Origin of the sequence: Mycoplasma yeatsii GM274B (assembly GCF_000875755.1) — a bacterium.
Classification (GTDB): Bacteria; Bacillota_I; Bacilli_A; order Mycoplasmatales; family Mycoplasmataceae; genus Mycoplasma; species Mycoplasma yeatsii.
The window spans coordinates 115,022-135,215 of sequence record NZ_CP007520.1 but is presented as its reverse complement, the minus strand read 5'-3'; the positions used below and the strand labels follow the sequence as shown (position 1 = coordinate 135,215).

General features: G+C 27.2%; 17 protein-coding genes. All 17 read right to left on the bottom strand.

Going from position 1 to position 20,194, the window contains the following annotated elements:
• Nucleotides 1–39: 39 nt before the first annotated feature.
• Nucleotides 40–2,547: a BspA family leucine-rich repeat surface protein gene (locus MYE_RS04340; protein ID WP_052491376.1), complete on the bottom strand. Its 2,508-nt coding sequence runs from the start codon at nt 2,545–2,547 to the stop codon at nt 40–42.
• Between the two features lie 152 nt (nt 2,548–2,699).
• Nucleotides 2,700–3,329 carry a transcription termination/antitermination protein NusG gene (gene nusG, locus MYE_RS00575; protein WP_004428359.1) on the bottom strand — a complete coding sequence of 210 codons (630 nt, stop codon included), beginning with the start codon at nt 3,327–3,329 and terminating at the stop codon, nt 2,700–2,702.
• A 21-nt stretch (nt 3,330–3,350) separates the two neighbouring features.
• Nucleotides 3,351–3,686: a preprotein translocase subunit SecE gene (secE, locus tag MYE_RS00570; RefSeq protein WP_042733111.1), complete on the bottom strand. Its 336-nt coding sequence runs from the start codon at nt 3,684–3,686 to the stop codon at nt 3,351–3,353.
• Nucleotides 3,686–3,847, bottom strand: a complete 162-nt coding sequence (gene rpmG / locus MYE_RS00565; RefSeq protein WP_004428362.1) for a 50S ribosomal protein L33 — start codon at nt 3,845–3,847, stop codon at nt 3,686–3,688. The genes secE and rpmG overlap by 1 nt, the downstream gene beginning before the upstream one ends.
• A gap of 61 nt (nt 3,848–3,908) precedes the next feature.
• Nucleotides 3,909–4,646, bottom strand: a complete 738-nt coding sequence (gene rlmB / locus MYE_RS00560; RefSeq protein WP_042733110.1) for a 23S rRNA (guanosine(2251)-2'-O)-methyltransferase RlmB — start codon at nt 4,644–4,646, stop codon at nt 3,909–3,911.
• 3 nt (nt 4,647–4,649) lie between these two features.
• A complete protein-coding gene (gene cysS, locus MYE_RS00555; RefSeq protein WP_042733109.1) occupies nt 4,650–5,972 on the bottom strand; it encodes a cysteine--tRNA ligase in 1,323 nt (440 codons plus the stop codon).
• Between the two features lie 23 nt (nt 5,973–5,995).
• The gene (locus MYE_RS00550; RefSeq protein ID WP_082028295.1) at nt 5,996–6,946 is read right to left on the bottom strand and encodes an ECF transporter S component; all 951 of its coding nucleotides are present in this window, start codon (nt 6,944–6,946) and stop codon (nt 5,996–5,998) included.
• Nucleotides 6,947–7,078: 132 nt separating this feature from the next.
• Nucleotides 7,079–8,386 carry a hypothetical protein gene (locus MYE_RS00545; RefSeq protein ID WP_042733108.1) on the bottom strand — a complete coding sequence of 436 codons (1,308 nt, stop codon included), beginning with the start codon at nt 8,384–8,386 and terminating at the stop codon, nt 7,079–7,081.
• A 119-nt stretch (nt 8,387–8,505) separates the two neighbouring features.
• A complete protein-coding gene (gene dnaB / locus MYE_RS00540) occupies nt 8,506–9,825 on the bottom strand; it encodes a replicative DNA helicase (RefSeq protein ID WP_042733107.1) in 1,320 nt (439 codons plus the stop codon).
• Between the two features lies 1 nt (nt 9,826).
• The gene (gene rplI, locus MYE_RS00535) at nt 9,827–10,270 is read right to left on the bottom strand and encodes a 50S ribosomal protein L9 (RefSeq protein ID WP_004428373.1); all 444 of its coding nucleotides are present in this window, start codon (nt 10,268–10,270) and stop codon (nt 9,827–9,829) included.
• A gap of 104 nt (nt 10,271–10,374) precedes the next feature.
• The gene (gene rpsR, locus MYE_RS00530) at nt 10,375–10,602 is read right to left on the bottom strand and encodes a 30S ribosomal protein S18 (RefSeq protein WP_004428375.1); all 228 of its coding nucleotides are present in this window, start codon (nt 10,600–10,602) and stop codon (nt 10,375–10,377) included.
• 22 nt (nt 10,603–10,624) lie between these two features.
• Nucleotides 10,625–11,086 (bottom strand): single-stranded DNA-binding protein, encoded by a 462-nt coding sequence (locus MYE_RS00525; RefSeq protein WP_004428377.1) that lies wholly within the window; start codon nt 11,084–11,086, stop codon nt 10,625–10,627.
• Nucleotides 11,087–11,120: 34 nt separating this feature from the next.
• Nucleotides 11,121–11,534 carry a 30S ribosomal protein S6 gene (gene rpsF / locus MYE_RS00520; RefSeq protein ID WP_042733106.1) on the bottom strand — a complete coding sequence of 138 codons (414 nt, stop codon included), beginning with the start codon at nt 11,532–11,534 and terminating at the stop codon, nt 11,121–11,123.
• A 177-nt stretch (nt 11,535–11,711) separates the two neighbouring features.
• Complete coding sequence (locus tag MYE_RS00515; protein WP_042733105.1) at nt 11,712–13,070, bottom strand: M17 family metallopeptidase; 1,359 nt, start codon at nt 13,068–13,070, stop codon at nt 11,712–11,714.
• Between the two features lie 57 nt (nt 13,071–13,127).
• The gene (locus MYE_RS00510) at nt 13,128–16,685 is read right to left on the bottom strand and encodes an ABC transporter permease (protein WP_042733104.1); all 3,558 of its coding nucleotides are present in this window, start codon (nt 16,683–16,685) and stop codon (nt 13,128–13,130) included.
• A 106-nt stretch (nt 16,686–16,791) separates the two neighbouring features.
• Nucleotides 16,792–17,979: an elongation factor Tu gene (tuf, locus tag MYE_RS00505; protein ID WP_004428385.1), complete on the bottom strand. Its 1,188-nt coding sequence runs from the start codon at nt 17,977–17,979 to the stop codon at nt 16,792–16,794.
• 135 nt (nt 17,980–18,114) lie between these two features.
• Nucleotides 18,115–20,184 (bottom strand): elongation factor G, encoded by a 2,070-nt coding sequence (fusA, locus tag MYE_RS00500; protein ID WP_004428387.1) that lies wholly within the window; start codon nt 20,182–20,184, stop codon nt 18,115–18,117.
• Between the last annotated feature and the right edge of the window lie 10 nt (nt 20,185–20,194).

The window sequence follows — 20,194 nt, the reverse complement described above, 5'->3', positions numbered from 1 at the left end:
TTTGTATCTTTGTATAGTTTTTCATAGTATTAATTTTGGTTACTCTGGTATTGGTTGTTTATAAAAAGAAACATTAAGATGGTTATACAATATTGTTGGTATTATATGAAATAATCTAAAAAAAGTAGTTTTTGCGTATTGAGAGCCCGTTCCAAAGGATACAAAGTTTTGTATGCTAGATAAATCTCATTTTCCTATATATCTTGCGTATTTAGTTGCTGAATAAAACATAAAACTCATATCTCTAACTTTTGATACATCCCAATCCCCTATATAATGATCAAAATTTTCTGCAAAAGCAAACATTCGACTCATATTGGTTACCTTAGAAGTATCTCAACTGTTTAGTGGTCGATCAAATTCTTTTGCCTTTTCAAACATTCCACTCATATCAGTTACATTTGATGTGTCTCAACTATTTATGTTTTGGTTAAATCTTTCTGCCCCTTTAAACATTCGACTCATATTTGTTACATTTGAAGTGTCCCAATTAGATATGTCTTGGTTGAAATTATATACGTTTTCAAACATTCCACTCATATCAGTTACATTAGATGTATCTCATTTTTCAATACCTTTATATAAACCACTACGTTTTTCATTATTCGGTCCTTTAAAAGCGTCTTTTAAACTTGTTATAAAAGATGGTAAAACTTCAGGAACTTCAGTCACTTTTCCATCGATATTCATTATTTGTCATTCACCTTCTATGTTTTTAAAGAACCCAATTCTTTCTAAATCATAATATGGTTCGATAAAACCGCCACCTCTATCGTAGAGATTTGTCAAACCAAATTCCACATTAATTTCTCCAATGAAATATTTATTTTTACCCGCTTTTCCTCTGATTCTTGCATCTTTACCATTAACATCTATATTTAAATCATTCAAACTAAAATTTCAATTATTTTGAATATTTAACGCTCTTAATACAGAACTTGATATAGACTCTCTACCATCATTGTCTAACACACCTAAATAACTTTTGGTAACTTTTAATCACGATTTTAAATTAACTTGGATTGAACCTTGATAGCTTGGATGATTAATAACTGTAATCGTTGCAACGTTATCATTTACTACAACTTTTAACTGGCTACGGGTAATTTTATGTAAATTTAATCTAGTAGAATTCAATAGAATAAAGCGATTTAATACACTTTGCTGATCATTATTTTTAAGATTGTTCACTTCTTTTACAATACCTGAAATTGAACTAAATTGATTTTTAACTGTTAAATTAATAGTGATTGAACCTTGATAATTTTTATTTCCAGTTAAAGTAATTTTTGCAGTATTACCACTAACTTCAACTTGTAATTGATCACGAGTAATTTTTACATTTTCTTGAGCAAATAAAGTTTGGTTTAACTGAATAAATCTATCTAAAACAGTATCAACACTATTATTTGTTAATTGATCAACGTTTGTTTTTAAACCTGAAAGTGTTGAAAATTGAGGTATCACACTTAAATTAATAGTGATTGATCCTTGATAATCAGCATGATTTTGAATTGAAACTGTTGCAGTGTTATTTGAAACAACAACTTTTAAATTATTTTTTGTAATGTTAAATGGTTTTAAAGTTTGTTGCTTTAATTCAAAGAATCTATTTAAAACATTTGTTGAGTTAGTATCAACTAATTGGTTAATGTCTTTTTGTAAGTTTTGGATTGTATCAAATTGTTTTTTGACAGTTAAATTAACTTCAACTGATCCTTGATAATTTTTATTTCCAGTTAAAGTAATTTTTGCAGTGTTTTGAGTGACAACAACTTGTAATTGATCACGAGTAATTTGTACATTTTCTTGAGAAAATAAACTTTGGTTTAACTCATAAAATCTAGTTAAAACAGTATTAGCTTGAGTATCTACAAGCTCATTTACTTCTTTTACGATACCACCAATAGTGTCAAACTCTGGCGATTGATATCTAAAATCAATTTGTCCAGAATAATAAATAGAATCATCTTTTGCTTTAATAGTTACGATTCTTGATTGTTGATTAATATTTATTTCAAATTTTTCAGAAAACTTTTCATAGTTAAGATCATCATAAAACTTTTTAACATTTAAGATGTCTCTTTCAATTATTCTATCAACAACTTTCTGTTCATCAATAACGTTAAAAACACCAAGATCTCTATCTTCGTCTTTTACTCTGCTAGAAATATCTGGTTTTTTAAATTTTATTTCTACCGAACCTCTAACCACTTTACTATCACTTTTAGCGGTAATTGTTACACTAGGATTATTTTTATTAAACTCCATTGTAACTTCTTTAGATTCGATTTTTGTATCAGATTTGCTTGTTCCTAAAATAACACGTAAGTTATTTTTATGTTCTAAGATTTTTTCTTTATTTTCAGTATACAAAATACCTAAAAGACGTTTATCTTCAGGAATTTCCTTGCTAAGGTCAATCATTCTTGAATCTGTTTTTTTCTTATTTTGTAATACTTCTACAGCTAGTGCACCTATAAAACTAAAACAAATTCCTAGCCCTGCAATAGCGACTCAAATTTTACTTTTTCTCTTTTTTTCCATACCCAAAACCTACTTTTTCTCTTTTTTTGCATTCTCTAAAATTTTATTTTTTTTGTAAAGCAAGTTGAGAAAAGGTGTGGTTGGAAGCGAATCTTAATTTATAAATAGTTAATATAAAAAAATAAAAAGCATTTTTCAATGCTTTTAAATTATTAATATTCTTTAATTGGTTCAACATTTTTAAATGAAATTTCTAAAACTGTTCATCTACCAAACATTTCAATAGTAACAAATGCAACACCTTTTGAATAATCCATGTCTTTAACTTTTCCTTCTTCACCTTCATGAAGACCGGTTTTAATTCTAACAACATCTCCAACTTTAAAGTCAGCTGTAAATAAAGGTTTTTTAGCAACAGCTTCATTTTTAACTTTTTCAACAACTTTTTCTTCTTTTTCAATAACTGTATCTGGTAATAACATTTTTAAAGTTTCTTCAGTTGTTAAAGGAGAAGGTTTAGCTCCACGTCCACTTGAACCGATAAATCCAGTTACTCCTGGAGTATTTCTAATTAAGAATCATGCTCTTTCACTCATAATCATATTTATAAAAATATAACCAGGGAATTTATTTTTTTCAGTTTCTTTTCCAGATTTTGTTGTTACTAATCCTTTTGAGATTTTAATGTGAAATATTTCATCTTCAATGTTTGCAGATTTAATTTTTTGTAATAAGTCAGCTGAAACTTTTTCTTCATGTCCTGTTTGACAACTAATTACAAATCATTGACCTTTAGCAGTTAATATTTCATCTTCTAATTTTCTTATTTCTTCATTTGTCATAATCTATTATCCTTACCTTTATTAAAATACTTTAATCAATTGAAATAATTGTTGAATACCTAAATCTAAGCTATAAAATATAACCGCAAAAATAAGCATAAATAAAATAACGATTATAAATTTTTTACTTAAACTATCTGTTCCTGATCATTTAATTTTAGAAATTTCTTTAACCATTTTTATTGGAAATTCTTTAAACATTAGTTTAAAGTCCTTTGGTTCTTTTTCTTTTTTAACTTTTAATTTCTTTTTAGTTTGTTTTGAAATTTTAATTTTAGAATTTGAAGTAGTAGAAGTTAAATTGCTATTGTCAATTACATTAGTCTCGACATTAGTTTTATTTAAATCTTTATCCATTATCTTGTTTCCTTGTGTAGTGTATGTCTAGTGCAATTTGCACAATACTTTTTAAGTTGTAATCTTTCTTTTTGAGTTAATGTAGATTTATTAACTTGATAATTTCTATTTAAACATTCTTCGCAAACTAATGTTATTTTTCTTTTAACTTGTTTAGACATAAACACTTCTCCCTACTTTTTCATTCATATATATTATATATAATAATGTTAATTTAACAACTTAAGATAATTTTTCTAACTTATTTGCTATCTCATAACAAATAATAGAACTAGCAACACTTGCATTAAATGAATCAATTGTTTTATTTGAAGGTATATAAATATTTACATCACTATTTTTAGTAACTAAACTACTTACACCTTTTTGTTCATTACCAATTACTAGAACTGTTTTATTAGCAAAATTTACTTTTCTCATATCAACTGAATCACTATTTAAATTTGTTGAATAAACTCAGAAATTATTATCTTTTAATTGACCTATAGCATTACTTAAATTGTTAACTTTAGAAATTTTAATATCATAAGCTGTTCCACTACTTGTTTTTACAACTGTTGGATTAACTTGAACTTGTTTTCTATCTAAAATAACAATTCCATCCACTCCAAGTAAAACTGCACTTCTAATAATTGCACCAAAGTTATATGAGTCATGAATTTGATCTAACATTAAAATAAATGATTTTTCTTGTTGGTTTACAAAATCTAATAACTCAGAAAAAGGTGTGTAATTAAACTCTTTAATTTCAGCTACAATACCTTGATGATTAACGTGTTCATCAAACATTTTTTCTAATTTTTGATCAGTTGATTTAATCACTTGAATTTTACTTTTATTTAAATTAATTGAATTTAAATAACTTAAATCTTTTGTTCAAATAGTTTTAACCATGTTTTGGTGTTTATTTAAAAATTCTAAAACTACATGTCTACCATAAATTAAATTTTTCTTTTCCATTGACTAAAGAATTCCTTTTTTAACTAATTGTTCTCTTAATTGATCTGCACTAGTAAAATCTTTTTGTTGAACTTTTTCTTTTCATTGTAAATATAATTGTTTATCTTGATCATTAATTTTGTAATTAAATATATCTTGACTAAATCCTAAAGTATTTAAAATATGAATTAATGAACCAACTAAAATCTCAATTTCTTGATTTGAACTAATATTTTTATTTATATCTTTTATGATTGATTCAATTAAAGATAATACCATTGCTGTATTTAAATCATCTTGCATATACTCATTAAATTTATCAACATACTCTGATTGACTTACAATATTAACTTTTTTATTCATAACAACCGATCAATCAATAATTTTTTTAGAAAGATTTTTTAATTTATCTAAAAACTTATTTGCTTGATGAATTATATCTTTATTTATATTTAATGGTAAACGATAGTGTGATGATAAAAAGATTCATCTTAAAGTATTAGCATTATGTTCTTTTACAAAGTCTTTAACTAAAATAACATTTCCTAATGATTTAGACATTTTTTCATCTTCAATTTGTAAATGTCCATTATGCATTCAAATATTTGCTAGTTCTTTATTTCTTAATGCTATAAATTGAATTCGTTCATTTTCATGATGAGGGAATTTTAAATCAATTCCACCAGCATGTATATCAATAGTTTGATTATTAAAAAATTCATCAATTAATAAAACACATTCAGTATGTCAACCAGGACGACCTAATCCAAATGGTGATTCTCATCTAACACCAACATCAGTTTTTTTTCATAAAGTAAAATCTAGTGGGTTTTTCTTTTTAGAATCAATTTCTACTCTTTCTCCAGCAATTAATTCATTAAGTTTAAATCCTGAAAGTTTAGAGTATTGTTGTTCATATTTACTAATATCAAAATAAACATCACCATCAACAACATAAGCTGAATCATTATCAACTAATTGTTTAATAAAATCAATCATCCCATTCATTTTTAAACTAATTGGAATTAAAGTATCTGGATGATTAACATTTAAAGAAGTTAAATCATCTAAATATGCTTTAGTATATCTTTCTGATAATTCTTTTTCTGTTGTTTTTTCTTCTAAAGCTTTAGCAATTATTTTGTCATCTACATCAGTTACATTTTGTAAAAAATTAACTTTATAATTTAAACTTCTTAAAAAACGCACAAAAACATCCATTAATATAGATGGTCTTGCGTTTCCTATATGAATAAAGTTATAAACTGTAGGTCCACAACAATAAAGAGTAATTTCTTTTTTATCTAAGTTTTTTAATTGTTTTGATAATGAATCATAAATTTTCATAAAATACCTACTCTCTATTATTTCTATCTTACTTTAATTAACGGTCTTAAAACTACATACACAGTAGTTAAAATAGTTGTGTTAAATAATAATTTTACAGGTACTTGAATCATTCTCAGAACAACCATTGTAATATAAGTATTTTCAGCTCCATTACTTCCATCGTGTATCTGACCTGGAGTTAATATTTGATAATCTGCTCAAGCAGCTGATAAAACAGTTACTAAAATCTCAGTGATAATACATAATAGTATGATCGGTAAAATAATGTTTAATCATCTATCTTTCTTTTTAATTTCTAAGACAAATGTTACTAAATAGATTAGAGCTAATGTTCCACCCATCATACCTAAGAATAAGTTTGGAAATACAGCAGGATTTACTTTAATACCAAAAATTCTAGTATTATCAGGATTTAAATTTTGCATTCCCTTCATAATTCAAAACATAAATGCAGCTGATAAAACTATAAACATAGTAATTAAACTTAAAGTAAATCATTTATTTTTTAATCTAAATGAATATGCTGTCATTCCTGCTCAAAAACCAAATGAGAAAGCAACAACTAAATAACCGATATGTATATATGAAGGTACGAACATTAACGTTAAAGCTTCGGTAACTATACCTACTATTAATCCAATAATCGGACCAAATATCATACCTGTGATTTTGATCATAACCCCTTCAAAAGCAATCCTTATTGGAGGTAGTACTGTAATAGGAATCGTTAATGAGATAACGGTTGTTATAGAAACTGAAACAGCAACCATCATAGATATATATGTTATTTTTTTAGTATTAAATTTTATCTTTTCATTATATACAAAACCATTTTTATAGTTTCTTATAAATCTTTTGGAGAATTGAAAAATAAAGTAGATGAAAATAGCAGACACTGTAACAATTAGTGAAAAATATGCTAAATTATGTGATTTAAGCAAAAGTTCTCTAAAACCATTTAATGCTTCCATTCTCATCACCACCTTACTATATATCTATTATATTTATATCTTAAAAGTGTGGAATATATAAATTACCACACTTTAACGTTTAATTCATACCTTTATTATATTAAATAAAATAATGTTGTACTATTTTTTTGATTATGACTTTGAAATTTCTAGTTCAATATCTTTAAATGATGCAACATTTTCAGAATAATCTTTAGCATCTGAAAATCTATAACCAACAAAACTTCATCCAAAACTATTTGTATCAGTAGTTGATTTATTATCTGCTTTATTAGCATTATTAAAAGTTGGAATAAACACTTTGTATAAGTTTTTGAAATCTACGTTGAATACAAAATCTTTTTTCTCGTTCTTATCATCTAAATAGTTATATGTTAATTGAAGTTTTAAACTATCTGATTCTTCTTTGTTTAAATAGTAAAAATCGTATTCTGAAGTAGGTCTTAAAGATTTTTTATCTTCAGATAAATTTCAGTTATATTTAAATTTATCTTTTTGTCCTTCTTCAGCAAGATTAATTTTTTCTTTAGCTTTTTTTGGAGTTAAATCTTTTGATGAATATTTTAATTCTGGAGTTAAATTTTCAGTAACCATACCTTTATTTCCAATAATAGATGAACCATATGGATCTTTTGCACGGTTAGTTCCAAAAACAAATTCATTTACTTCATTTTTGTTTTCTTTATTATATGTAAGATCTCCAAGAATTTTATCTTTTACTTCTGTTAATTCTATCTTTTCACCTTGTTCAGTTGGTTCTTTACTTTTATCAATTGCAAATGTTGAAAAAGCTGAACTTGATGATTTAATTTCTGAAATTAATTTAACAGATGAATACATATTATCATTTGAAGAATTAACGATTTGATTTAAATTTGAAACAAATTCATCGTCTCATTTTTCAACTTTTTCTCAGTCTTTTTTAATTGAATTAGATCAATTTTTAACTTTATCTTGATTTGCTTTTCCGAATTTTTTAAGTTCTAATAAACCTTTAATTGAAGAAATATGAGTATTTGAATCATCCATTAATTTATAGAATTCTTCTTGAGTTTCAGCTTCGTTATTAGCGTTTGATCATTGTCCTAAAATATTAGTCTTTTTATCTTTACCTTTAAAAATTTGATATGCATCATCTGCATCTCTTTTTTGAATAATATTAGCATTTAATAAATTTAAAACTCTTGTAACTAAATTTCCATAACCAGTAGCATCTAAAGAAGCTTGAAGATCTTTTTGTCATTCTTCTTTGTTTTCTGAGTGCTTAACTTCTTTTGCAACATATTTCTTTTGGTCTTTATTTCAAACCATTTTATTAATAGTTAGGTTTTCATCATAAGTTCTTTTAACTTCTACTTCATTTTTACCACATGAAACAACAGTTAGCCCGGGTATTATTGCTAATGTTGTTGACATCATAAGTGTTAATAATTTTTTCACTTTTCTTCATCTCCCAAACGTATAAATACTATCTAATTATAACAAATTATCAAAGTATTATTCAAATCATTTTATTAACATAATCTCTATGTAATTAAACAATAATAAAGATTAAAATTTTAGTTTCAATCCATAAATCTACCGTGATCTTTAATAAATCTTAACTCAACAGTTGTTGTTGCACCGTTTCTGTGTTTTGCAATTATTAGTTCTGTTTTTTGTTTTTCTGATTCGCTTAAATCTTTATTATAGTAATCTTCACGATATAAGAATGCTACTAAATCTGCATCTTGTTCAATGGCTCCTGAATCACGTAAATCTGACATCATTGGACGTTTATCTTCTCTAGTTTCAGCACGACGACTTAATTGTGATAAACAAATAATAGGAATTTGAGTTTCTCTTGCAATTTGTTTTAACTGTCTTGAAATTTCACTAACTTCATTTTGTCTATCTTTATAATTAGATCCTGCAATTAATTGTAAATAATCAACAACACATAACTTAATATCGTGATCTCTTTTCATTTTATATAACTTAGATCTGATTTGTTGAATAGTAATTCCTGGAGTTGGATCGATGTAAATAGGAGTTTTATTAAGTTTATCTTTAGCTAGTAATAGGTGTTCTCATTTTTGACGATCTAATCCTTTACCGCTTCTTAAATTTCAAGAATCAATTGATGAGATTCTAGATAATAAACGTTGAGTTAATTGCTCAGCTGGCATTTCTAGAGAAAAGAAAGCAACAGGATAACCACTACTTGCAGCGTTATAAGCTAAGTTTAATGAAAATGCAGTTTTACCAACACTCGGACGAGCAGCTAAAATAATAAAATCAGATGATTGTCATCCACTAGTGCATTTATCTAAACTTGAAAATCCACTAGGAACACCAGTTAATGAATCTGGTTTTGATTCTAATTCTCTAATTTTATTAATAACTTTATTAGCAACCATTCCAATTGATTCAATTTCAAATTGTTTTGATTCTAAATCGATATCTAACAATCTTGTTTGAGCCATTTTTAGTAAATCATCAATTTCTAATTCTCCGCTAGCTCTTTTTGCTTCTAATTCTTTAATAACATTGTTTAATTTTCTATCAATACTTAAGCGATGAATTCTATCAATATAAGATTCTAATCCTTCATCTGTTCAATATTGAGCAGCGATGTTAAAAATATAATCTTCTCCACCAGCATCTTTTAACATGTTTTTTGCATTTAAAAAATCAATAATCGAAATTGGAGATATTTCTTTTTGTTTAAGATTTAATTCTAAAATGGCTTGATAAATTAATTTACTTTTACCAAAGAAAAAATCTTCAGCTTGTAATCTACTAGTAATGTCAGCTAATGTATTTGGATTACTAATTGCTGCTGATAAAACAAAATTTTCAGTATCTAATATTTGTTCAGTTGTTAATTCTTTTTTCATATTAAGCTTCCTTAACTTCAACTTTAATTAATGCTTCTATTCCAAATTCTAATTTAATTTTTACATAACTTAAACCAATACTGTTGATATTTTTAAAGTTAACGAATTTTCTTTTATCTAATTCAATTTTGAATAAGTCATTTAATTGATTAACGATATCTTGATTAGAAATGCTTCCAAAAACTTTTCCATCATTTGTTTGTAATTTAAAGTGTAATGTTACTTCTTCTAAAGATTTTTTAAAAGCTAAGTTTTGAGCTTTAGCAAGTTGTTTTTCTTCTTCTTTAACTTTTAGTTTTGTATTTAATGTATTTAAACTGTTGTCAGTTGCTACTTTAACTAATTTTCTAGGTAGTAAGAAGTTTTTAGCATATCCATCACTTACTTCTTTTACTTCATCTTTTTTTCCTTGTCCTTTAACGTCTTGTAAAAAAATTACTTTCATATCTTCACCTCTTATTTATTATTTTTATTATACAACTAAGCAATAGTTATTTATAAGTATCATGGTTAATAAAAAAATCTAGATAAACTAGATTTTAACATTTATTAATCAATAACGTATGGTAATAAAGCCATTTGACGTGCTCTTTTAATTGCAGCAGCTAATTGTCTTTGGTCTTTAGGAGATGTTCCAGTAATTCTTCTTGGTAGAATTTGTCCATTGTTTGAAATGAATTTTTTCAATAAGTTAACATCTTTGTAATCTATGTATTTAATGTTATTTTTTTGAAAGAAATTAACTTTTTTTCTTTTTTTGAACTTTCTAATTGCCATAACATATCACCTTTCTACTTAATTATTCTCATAGAATTGAAAATTCATCATCAGAATCATTCTGTGAATTATTTTCAAATGAATCAGAAGTTGGAATAGAATTATTTGAAATAATATCTTGATCAAACATTTGATTATCAAAATTTGATGCATTTCTACTTGCATTAACTTTAGAAGATTCTAAAAATGTTACTTTATCAGCTGTAATGTTAACAATAGTTTCAACTCTTCCATCAGGTGTTTTGTTACTTCTTGTAGTAACTCTTCCTTCAACAGAAATTAAACTTCCTTTTGAAAGGTATTTAGCCATATTTTCAGCTGTACGGTTAAATGCTGAACAAGGAATAAAATTAGTTCTTTCTTCACCATTTGAAACAAACTCAGAAACCGCAACTGTAAAGAATACGAATTTTGTATCATTTTTTGCAGCAGTTCTTAGTTCTAGATCTCTTGTTAATCTTCCTATTAAACAAACTCTATTCATAAAATAACTTCCTTTGTTTTATTAATTATTAATATTATTTAGCTTCTTTTGATGATGCTTCTTCTCTTTTGAATGAAGCTCTTCTGAAGTTTTTCTTTTCACGTTGTTCTTCTTCGAATTTTGTCATATCAGTTTTTGATAATTCAACTGATTCTTCGTAATTTTTATTATTTTCAGTATTTAAAACTAAAGTTCTAACAACATTTTTATCAATTTTAGCAACACGTTCAAATTCTTTAATTGCAGCTGATGTTGCTTCAACGATAACTACACGGTAGAATCCTTTTTTCTTATGATTAATTTCATAAGCAAAGTCAATTAAACCTAAATCGTTAGATTTAATCATTTTTCCACCTTCTGTTAAAATGTTATCTAACTTAGTTGATAATTCTTTTGTATCTTTTAAATCCTGATCTAAAATATACATTACTTCATATTTTCTAATCATTTAGATAATCCTCCTTATGGTCTTTTGGGCTTATATAAGCCAAGGAGTTAATTCGTTTTGAAATTAACTCATATGAATTATATAAAAAATCAATTATTAATACAACTTAAAAACAACTAAATTATAAAAGTAAAAGGATTCTTATAATAATTAGAATCCTTTTTTATAATTTATTAATTATTTATTAAACATTTCAAATAGAGTTCTTACTAATACACCTTGTCCACGACCTTCAATATCAGCAGTTCCAGCGATATCAAAGTGAACAAATGGTTTATTTTCAGCAAATTCATTTAAGAATGCAGCAGCAGTTGAGCTTCCACCTTCTCTACCTTTACATGAGTTTGTTAAATCAGCCATGATTGTGTCATTTTTAACTTTTTCAACATGTTCTTCAAAAATAGGCATTCTTCACATTCTTTCACCTGTTTTTTCAGAAACTTCTTTTAGTGTTTTTCATTTTTGATCAAAGTTTGTAAATACACCTGTTGCTCATGATCCTAAAGCAATAGTCATTGCTCCAGTTAGAGTTGATGCTTCTCATATTTCAGTTGCTTGTTTTTCTCTAATTGCATAAGTAATTCCGTCGGCTAATACTAATCTTCCTTCAGCATCTGTATTACCAATTTCAACAGTTAATCCGTTCATTGAAGTTAAAACTGATTCAGGTAAAGTTGCAGTTTTTCCGATTCTGTTATCAGTAAACATACCAATTCCAACAATGTTAATTTTTGCTTTAGCTTTTGCTAACGCCATAACTGTTGAAAGCATAATAGCAGCACCTGACATATCAAATTTCATTCCATCCATGAAATTACTTGGTTTTAAGTTGTATCCACCACTATCGAATGTAATTCCTTTTCCAACTAATGCTACTTTTGGTTGTGATTCATCACCGATGTATTCTAAAACAACTGCACGTGGTTCATAACATGATCCGGCATTAACTCCTAAGAATAATCCCATACCTAGATCTTCAGCTTCTTTTCTTCCTAAAACTGTTACTTTTAATCCATCGATTGTTTTAGCTTTTTTAGCAATTTCATCTGCTAAATATTCACTTGTAGCAATGTTTGGTGGAGTGTCTTGTAAAGTTCTTGCAAAGTTTACAAATTCCATTTTAATTTCTTCTTTTTCAATTAATGGTAAAACATCTTCTTTTGTAATTAAGTTGTAAACTACATCAGTTTTACATTCACATTTTTTGTAGCAAACTTTTTTGAATGATTCAAATGAAATTGATTCATAAATATCTGAAATAGTTTTTGCTTTACATCCACATTCAGCAGCTACAACTTCAATAAATGAATCTAAATCCACATTAACATTTAATTTATTTGAAGCAACAAATTTTTTGAATGCTTTTCTTAATTTTGCAAATAAATCTTTTCCGTCTTTTTTAATAACCATGTAGATTTTCTTTTCTTCACTAATTAGTGTTGTAGAACAATCTGCTTGAGAAACATATTTTAATTCCTTTGGATCAGCTACAGCAACTAAAGTTAATTCTTCATGTTTTTCGTTAAATTTAATCATATTAAACTCTCCTTTTTTCAATTAATCATATTATAACATTTTTAAATTTTCTATAACCTATGCTTCTTGAAATATATTTTTAGGTGATTGTTTACTTGTAAATGTTTTAACTGAAATTAACATCATAACTATAAATAATATAAATGGAATTATACAAATTAGAATAAATGGTAATGATCAATAAAATGAAAGTGCTAGATTGAACGTATCAATAAATTGAGTGCTTAGTGTTGAAATTATATAAAAGACTATTAGAATAGCAAAACCAAGAGCTAATATATCTGCGACAACATATCCAAAAATAAGATATCGATTAATTTCTTTTAACTTATATCCCATAGCTTTAAATAGAATAATTGTTCTTCTGTTTTCATATAAAATTAAAATAATTAAAATCATAGAAATAGAAATAGAAACAATAACTAAGTAATATAAAACTTTTTGAATTGCTTCTGTTAATGGGTCTAGTTGCTTTTGAACAATTTCAGCAAACTTATTAAAGTTAAAAGAATTAGTAGGCATTGTTTTTAAATAAGATACTAATGATGAAGATTCAATATCTGCATCTATATCATCACTGCGTTCGGTTATTGGGAATCAATAATTTGTAATTTGTTTTCCATTTGATTCTTGATTATAACCAGTAGTTCATTGATTATTTTGATTTAAAACTGAAAGTGATGAATATATAGGTAAAGTGAAGTATTGATTGTTTATTGGTAATTCATCTTTAGAAAAATTAGTGTTATTTAAAAAGTCACCATCATTATTTATTCCATCCCAAATAGGTTTTATTATGTTTTTTATTTCCTGATTTACTTGGATCTCTGGATCTTTTTCTTCATCACTAGTTAAGTAATTATAGTTATATAGCATGTTAATAAAATCTTTTTTATCAAAATATAAACCCTTATAAATATTTTGTCTATTATAAATTTTAGCTATTTTTATATAAACAAATGGAAATGAATCGACTTGATCTGATTTAAAGGCAGTACCAAGAGTGATTTTTAAAATATCACCTAGTCTTGAATTACTTTCTTTAATAAGAGTATCAGTTGCAGCAACATTTAAAACAGGAACATCTCTGGTTTTGTTATCAACTTTAAATCTTTCGATACTTATTGTTTTTGAATCTTTAAATTTATTTTTAATTTCTTTTTCTATATCTTTTAAAGCAAAGTTTTTTGAAATTTTATCTTCTCTATTAACACCAATTCCTACTGTTCAACGAAATCTTTCATTTGCTAATCCATTGTATTTATTAATATTACTACTATACATTAAAGAATGAGATCAATAACTTGCTATACTTTTTTCTTCACTTTCTTCTGATTTAAAAGACAAAGTTTTTCCAAACAATAAATTAATTGGAACAGCAATATCTGGGTTATTATATTTATTATTTAGTAAAGATAATTTAGTTCTATATTCTTTTATAAAATCAATAATTTTTTGATCAGTTGAAATTATTTGTTGCTTGTGATCATCAATCATTTTTTTCATAAATTCTTTTTGATCGTTATTAATACCTATTTTTGATTTATCAATTTCATTTTTAAGATCATCAATAAACTTCTCAGGATCTGTATTTTCTATTTTATGAATCAATTCTTGTGAAATCATATAATTTTTAATATCATCACCCGAAAAAGTTGTATTAAGTAATCCATTAATCAAATTTTCTATTGAGTTAATTGATGTTATACCTTCTAGTGATTGAATTGAAGAATAACTTAATTTTCTGTTATTAGTTTCTTGATCGGTTAAATCAGAAGCATCATATGTAACAGGTAATCAATCTTGTAATTTAACTGATTCATATGGTTTGTATGCTTGTCTAATTGCTTCAATAGAATTTTTAACTGATGAGTTGAATTGTACTGAATAAAATAATGTAGTAAATGAAATTAATAATAATACAAATGTAACTATATTTTTATAGATATTTTTAAATGAAAATGCAAATCCAATTTTTATATTAGATGGTGCTTGATTAATAGTTTTTTTAAATAATTTATAACCTAATTTTGGTGCTTTTGATTTGTTAACACTATAAATAGATAAGTTTTTATCTGATAGTTTAGTAGCGGTAACTAAAATAAACATGATAAACATAACTATAGAAATAAAGATAAGTAAAAATGCTGTTTTTTCTGAAAATAAAGAATTTGATCATATGAAAGGATATTCATTTTTAACAACATCAACAAATATTTGTGAAATAACTGATGAAGTAGAAATACCAATTATTAATGCAATTATTAATGGGAAAATAACTGATGATATTGTTAATAATGAAAGTTTAAGTTTTGATACTCCTAAACTTCTTAAAAATGATAGATTTTCTCTTTGTAATTTAACTAATTGATCAGCAATAAAATAAAAGACTGCACAAACTAAGAAAATCATTAGAATTGAAATACCTGAATTAACAGCAAATAATACGTTTTTAACTTTAATTGCATCAACAACATATTGTTTATTATCATTAAATGTTTTGTCTAAAGTGTGGTCTTTAAATGAAATATCATTAGGTTGTTTTAACTCAAAATCATTTAAAAATAAATTGCTAAATTTTTTATAATCTCTTGCAGTAGATGAATCAAATGCGATATCTATCATATTGATTCAATATTTTTTATCATTCAAATTAGGTGGTAAAAAAATGTGAGATTCTTTTAAACTATCTTTTTCAAAAATTGAATCTAAACTATAACAAGTTCCAACTAACATAAGTCTAATTCACCCAGAAGATGTTTTAAACTCGTAGTGATCTCCTAATTTTAAGTTGTTATTTTTAACATATTTTGGTGATGCAAAGAAATATTTTTGACTTTTTATGCTTTGTTTTTGTTGTTCTGATAATTTTGATACATTAATTTGAGATTCTATTTTAACTTGATTTTTGAATTTAAAATTGTCATTTACTTTCTCATCGAAATCATTTTTGTCTTCTCAAAAATCTCTAATTTCAGGCATAGTTTCAATAAAAACTCTTGATGAACCGTATCTATCTTCAAATGTTGCTCAATGATCTCATTTAAATCATTGATTATGAATTTCATATTTTTGTTTACTATCTTCTAGATATTGCATTAATAAATTTTTTGAAAACGATCTAGTTGTTGACTTGTATCCTTGTATTTGCTCATCACAAAAATAATGAAATATTTTTTCTCCAATTTGTTTAGCATCTTGATTTTCTATTTCATCATATTTTCTTAAATCACCTCTATGATTACCTATTACATCTATATATTCTTTTATAGAAGATTCTAATTTGTTATCTTTTTTTATTTCTTCATATTTATCTTTATTAATCTTCTTAAAAATATCATCTACATAATTATATAAATTGTTATTTTTATCTATAAAACCAGCGAATTTATCATAATCTTTTTTATTAGAACTTGCAAATCTAGGATAGTTAAAAGTTATATTAGCAGCAGGTTTAAACATATTGTTAAAGTATTGGTCAAACTTAAATTGGAAAGAAAAAAGACCTGTAATAATAGAAAAAGCTACTATTAAAAATAATAGAAAGATAGAATATAAAATCTTTTTAGATTTAAAGTCTCTAAGTGATTGTTTTAAAACAAGTCTTAATTTCATAAATTACCCCAAATTTTTATAAGTTATACTCATTATTTAATTTTAACATTAAATAAATAACAAAAAGACCAATCTACATTGGTCTTTGTTTTTATTAAATTTACAATTATTTTTCGATTGAAATAACTGTTCCAGCTCCGATAGTTCTTCCACCTTCACGGATTGAGAATTTTGTTCCTTCTTCAATAGCAACTGGTTTAATTAAAGCGATTTCCATTTCTACGTTGTCACCTGGCATAACCATGTCTGTTCCTTCTGGTAAAGTAACTTCTCCAGTAACGTCAGTTGTACGGAAGTAGAATTGAGGACGGTATTTGTTGAAGAATGGTTTATGACGTCCACCTTCTTCTTGAGTTAATGCATAAACAGATGCTTTTAAAGTTGTATGAGGTTTAATTGTACCTGGTTTAGCTAAAACTTGTCCACGTTCGATTGAGTTTCTGTCAACTCCACGTAATAATGCTCCAACGTTATCTCCAGCTTCAGCGAAGTCTAATAATTTTCTGAACATTTCTAATCCAGTAACAACTGTTTTAGTTGGTTCATCTTTTAATCCGATAATTTCAACTTCTTCGTTAACTTTAACTGTTCCTCTTTCAACACGTCCAGTAGCAACAGTTCCACGTCCAGTAATTGTGAATACGTCTTCAACTGGCATTAAGAAAGTTTTATCTGAATCTCTTTGAGGAGTTGGGATGTATTCATCAACTGCAGCCATTAATTCGTTAATTGCTCCAACTCATTTAGCATCTCCGTTTAATGCTCCTAAAGCTGATCCTCTAATAACTGGTGCTCCTTCTCCATCGAAGTCGTATTCAGTTAATAGATCTCTAATTTCCATTTCAACTAAGTCGATCATTTCATCATCATCAACCATGTCACATTTGTTTAAGAAAACAACGATTTTTGGAACTCCAACTTGTCTTGATAATAAGATGTGTTCTCTTGTTTGAGGCATTGGTCCATCAGTAGCAGCTACTACTAAGATAGCTCCATCCATTTGTGCTGCTCCAGTAATCATGTTTTTAACATAGTCAGCGTGTCCTGGACAGTCAACGTGTGCGTAGTGTCTGTTAGCTGTTTTATATTCAACGTGTGAAGTGTTGATAGTAATTCCACGTTCTCTTTCTTCTGGTGCATTATCAATGTTTGCGTAATCTTTGAATTCTGCTCCACCTTGTTCTGCTAAAACTTTAGTAATTGCAGCAGTTAAAGTAGTTTTCCCGTGGTCAACGTGTCCAATTGTACCAATATTAACGTGAGGTAAACTACGGTCAAATTGTTCTTTTGCCATTTGTTTTATTTCTCCTTATTTCTAATAAATAACTAAGTGACAGTAGACAGAATCTACTATCAGATTTCTGCCCCCGTAGGGGCACTCTAAATTTATTTTATATTTTACACTTTATTATTAGTAAAATCAAAGCAATTATTTACCTGATTTTTTAATAATTTCTTCAGCGATTGATTTAGGTGCTTCTGCATAGTGACTGAAGATCATAGTGTAATTTCCACGTCCTTGAGTAAATGAACGTAATTCAGTAGCGTATCCAAACATTTCTGTTAATGGAACTTTTGATTTAACAGTTTGTGCGTTTCCTCTTTGTTCTGAACCTTCGATTAATCCACGTTTTGATGAAATGTTACCCATAACATCTCCGTAGTATTCATCTGGAACTGTTACTTCAACGTTCATGATTGGTTCTAAAACAACAGGATTCATTTTTTTAACAGCTTCTTTTAAAGCCATTGAAGCAGCGATTTTGTAAGCCATTTCGTTTGAGTCAACATCATGCATTGATCCATCAACGATAGTAGCTTTAACATCGATCATTGGGTATCCTGCAATAACCCCGTTTTGTAAAGCGTTTTCTAATCCAACACGAGCTGCATTGATGTATTCTTTTGAAATACGTCCTCCAGTAATTTTGTCAACTCATTCAAATCCTTTATCAGGGTTTGGTTCGAATTCAATCACAACGTGTCCATATGATCCACGTCCTCCTGATTGTTTAACATATTTACCTTCAGCTTTTCCAGCATTTTTAACTGTTTCACGGTATGAAACTTGTGGTGCTCCTACGTTTGTATCAACGTTGAATTCACGTCTCATACGGTCAACAATAATATCTAAGTGTAATTCTCCCATACCTGCGATAATTGTTTGACCTGTTTCTTCATCAGTATAAGTTCTGAATGTTGGATCTTCTTCAGCTAATTTGTTTAAAGCAATACTCATTTTTTCTTGGTCAGCTTTAGTTTTTGGTTCTAATGCTAATTGGATAACTGGTTCTGGGAATACCATTGATTCTAAGATGATTTCAGCTTTTTCATCACATAAAGTATCTCCAGTTGTTGTATTTTTTAATCCAACTGCTGCAGCGATATCTCCAGCATAAACTTCATCGATTTCTGTACGGTTGTTTGCGTGCATTTGTAAAATACGTCCAACACGTTCTTTTTGTTGTTTTGTTGAGTTTAATATGTAACTTCCTTTTGAAAGAATTCCTGAGTAAACTCTGAAGAATGTTAATTTCCCTACGAATGGGTCAGTCATAACTTTGAATGCTAATGCTGAGAATGGTTCTTGATCATCAGCATGTCTTTCAACTTCTTCACCTGTTGGTAAAATTCCTTTAATTGAAGGGATGTCTAATGGTGATGGTAAGTAATCAACAACAGCGTCTAATAATAATTTAACCCCTTTGTTTTTGAATGCTGATCCAGCTAATACTGGGAAGAAGTCAGCATTGATTACTCCTTTACGGATTGCTGATTTTAATTCTGGAATAGTGATTTCTCCACCATCTAAGAATTTCATCATTAATTCTTCATCATATTCAACAGCAACTTCGATTAATTGATTTCTTAATTCTTGAGCTTGATCTAATAAGTCAGCTGGAATTTCGATTTCTTTAGCAACTTCTTCTGGTTTTCCGTCGAATTCGTAAGCTTTCATTTCAACTAAATCAATAATACCTGTGAAGTTTTCTTCAGCACCGATTGGTAATTGGATTGGAGCAGCTTTTGCACCTAATCTATCACCAATACTTTTTACTGAGTAAATGAAGTCAGCACCAGTTTTATCCATTTTGTTAACAAAAACAATACGAGGAACTTGGTAGTTAGTTGCTTGTCTTCAAACAGTTTCAGTTTGTGGTTCAACTCCTGATTGACCGTCTAAAACAGCTACAGCTCCATCTAAAACTCTTAATGAACGTTCAACTTCAACAGTGAAGTCTACGTGTCCAGGAGTATCGATAATGTTAAATCTTGTGTCTTTTCAGAAAGCTGTTGTTGCAGCAGAAGTAATAGTAATACCACGTTCTTGCTCTTGAGCCATTCAGTCCATTTGTGAAGCTCCTTCGTGAGTTTCACCTATTTTATGAATTTTTCCAGTATGTAACAAAATACGTTCAGTTGTTGTAGTTTTACCAGCATCGATGTGAGCCATAATACCGATATTACGAGTATTTAATAAACTGTATTCTCTTGCCACGATAAGTGTT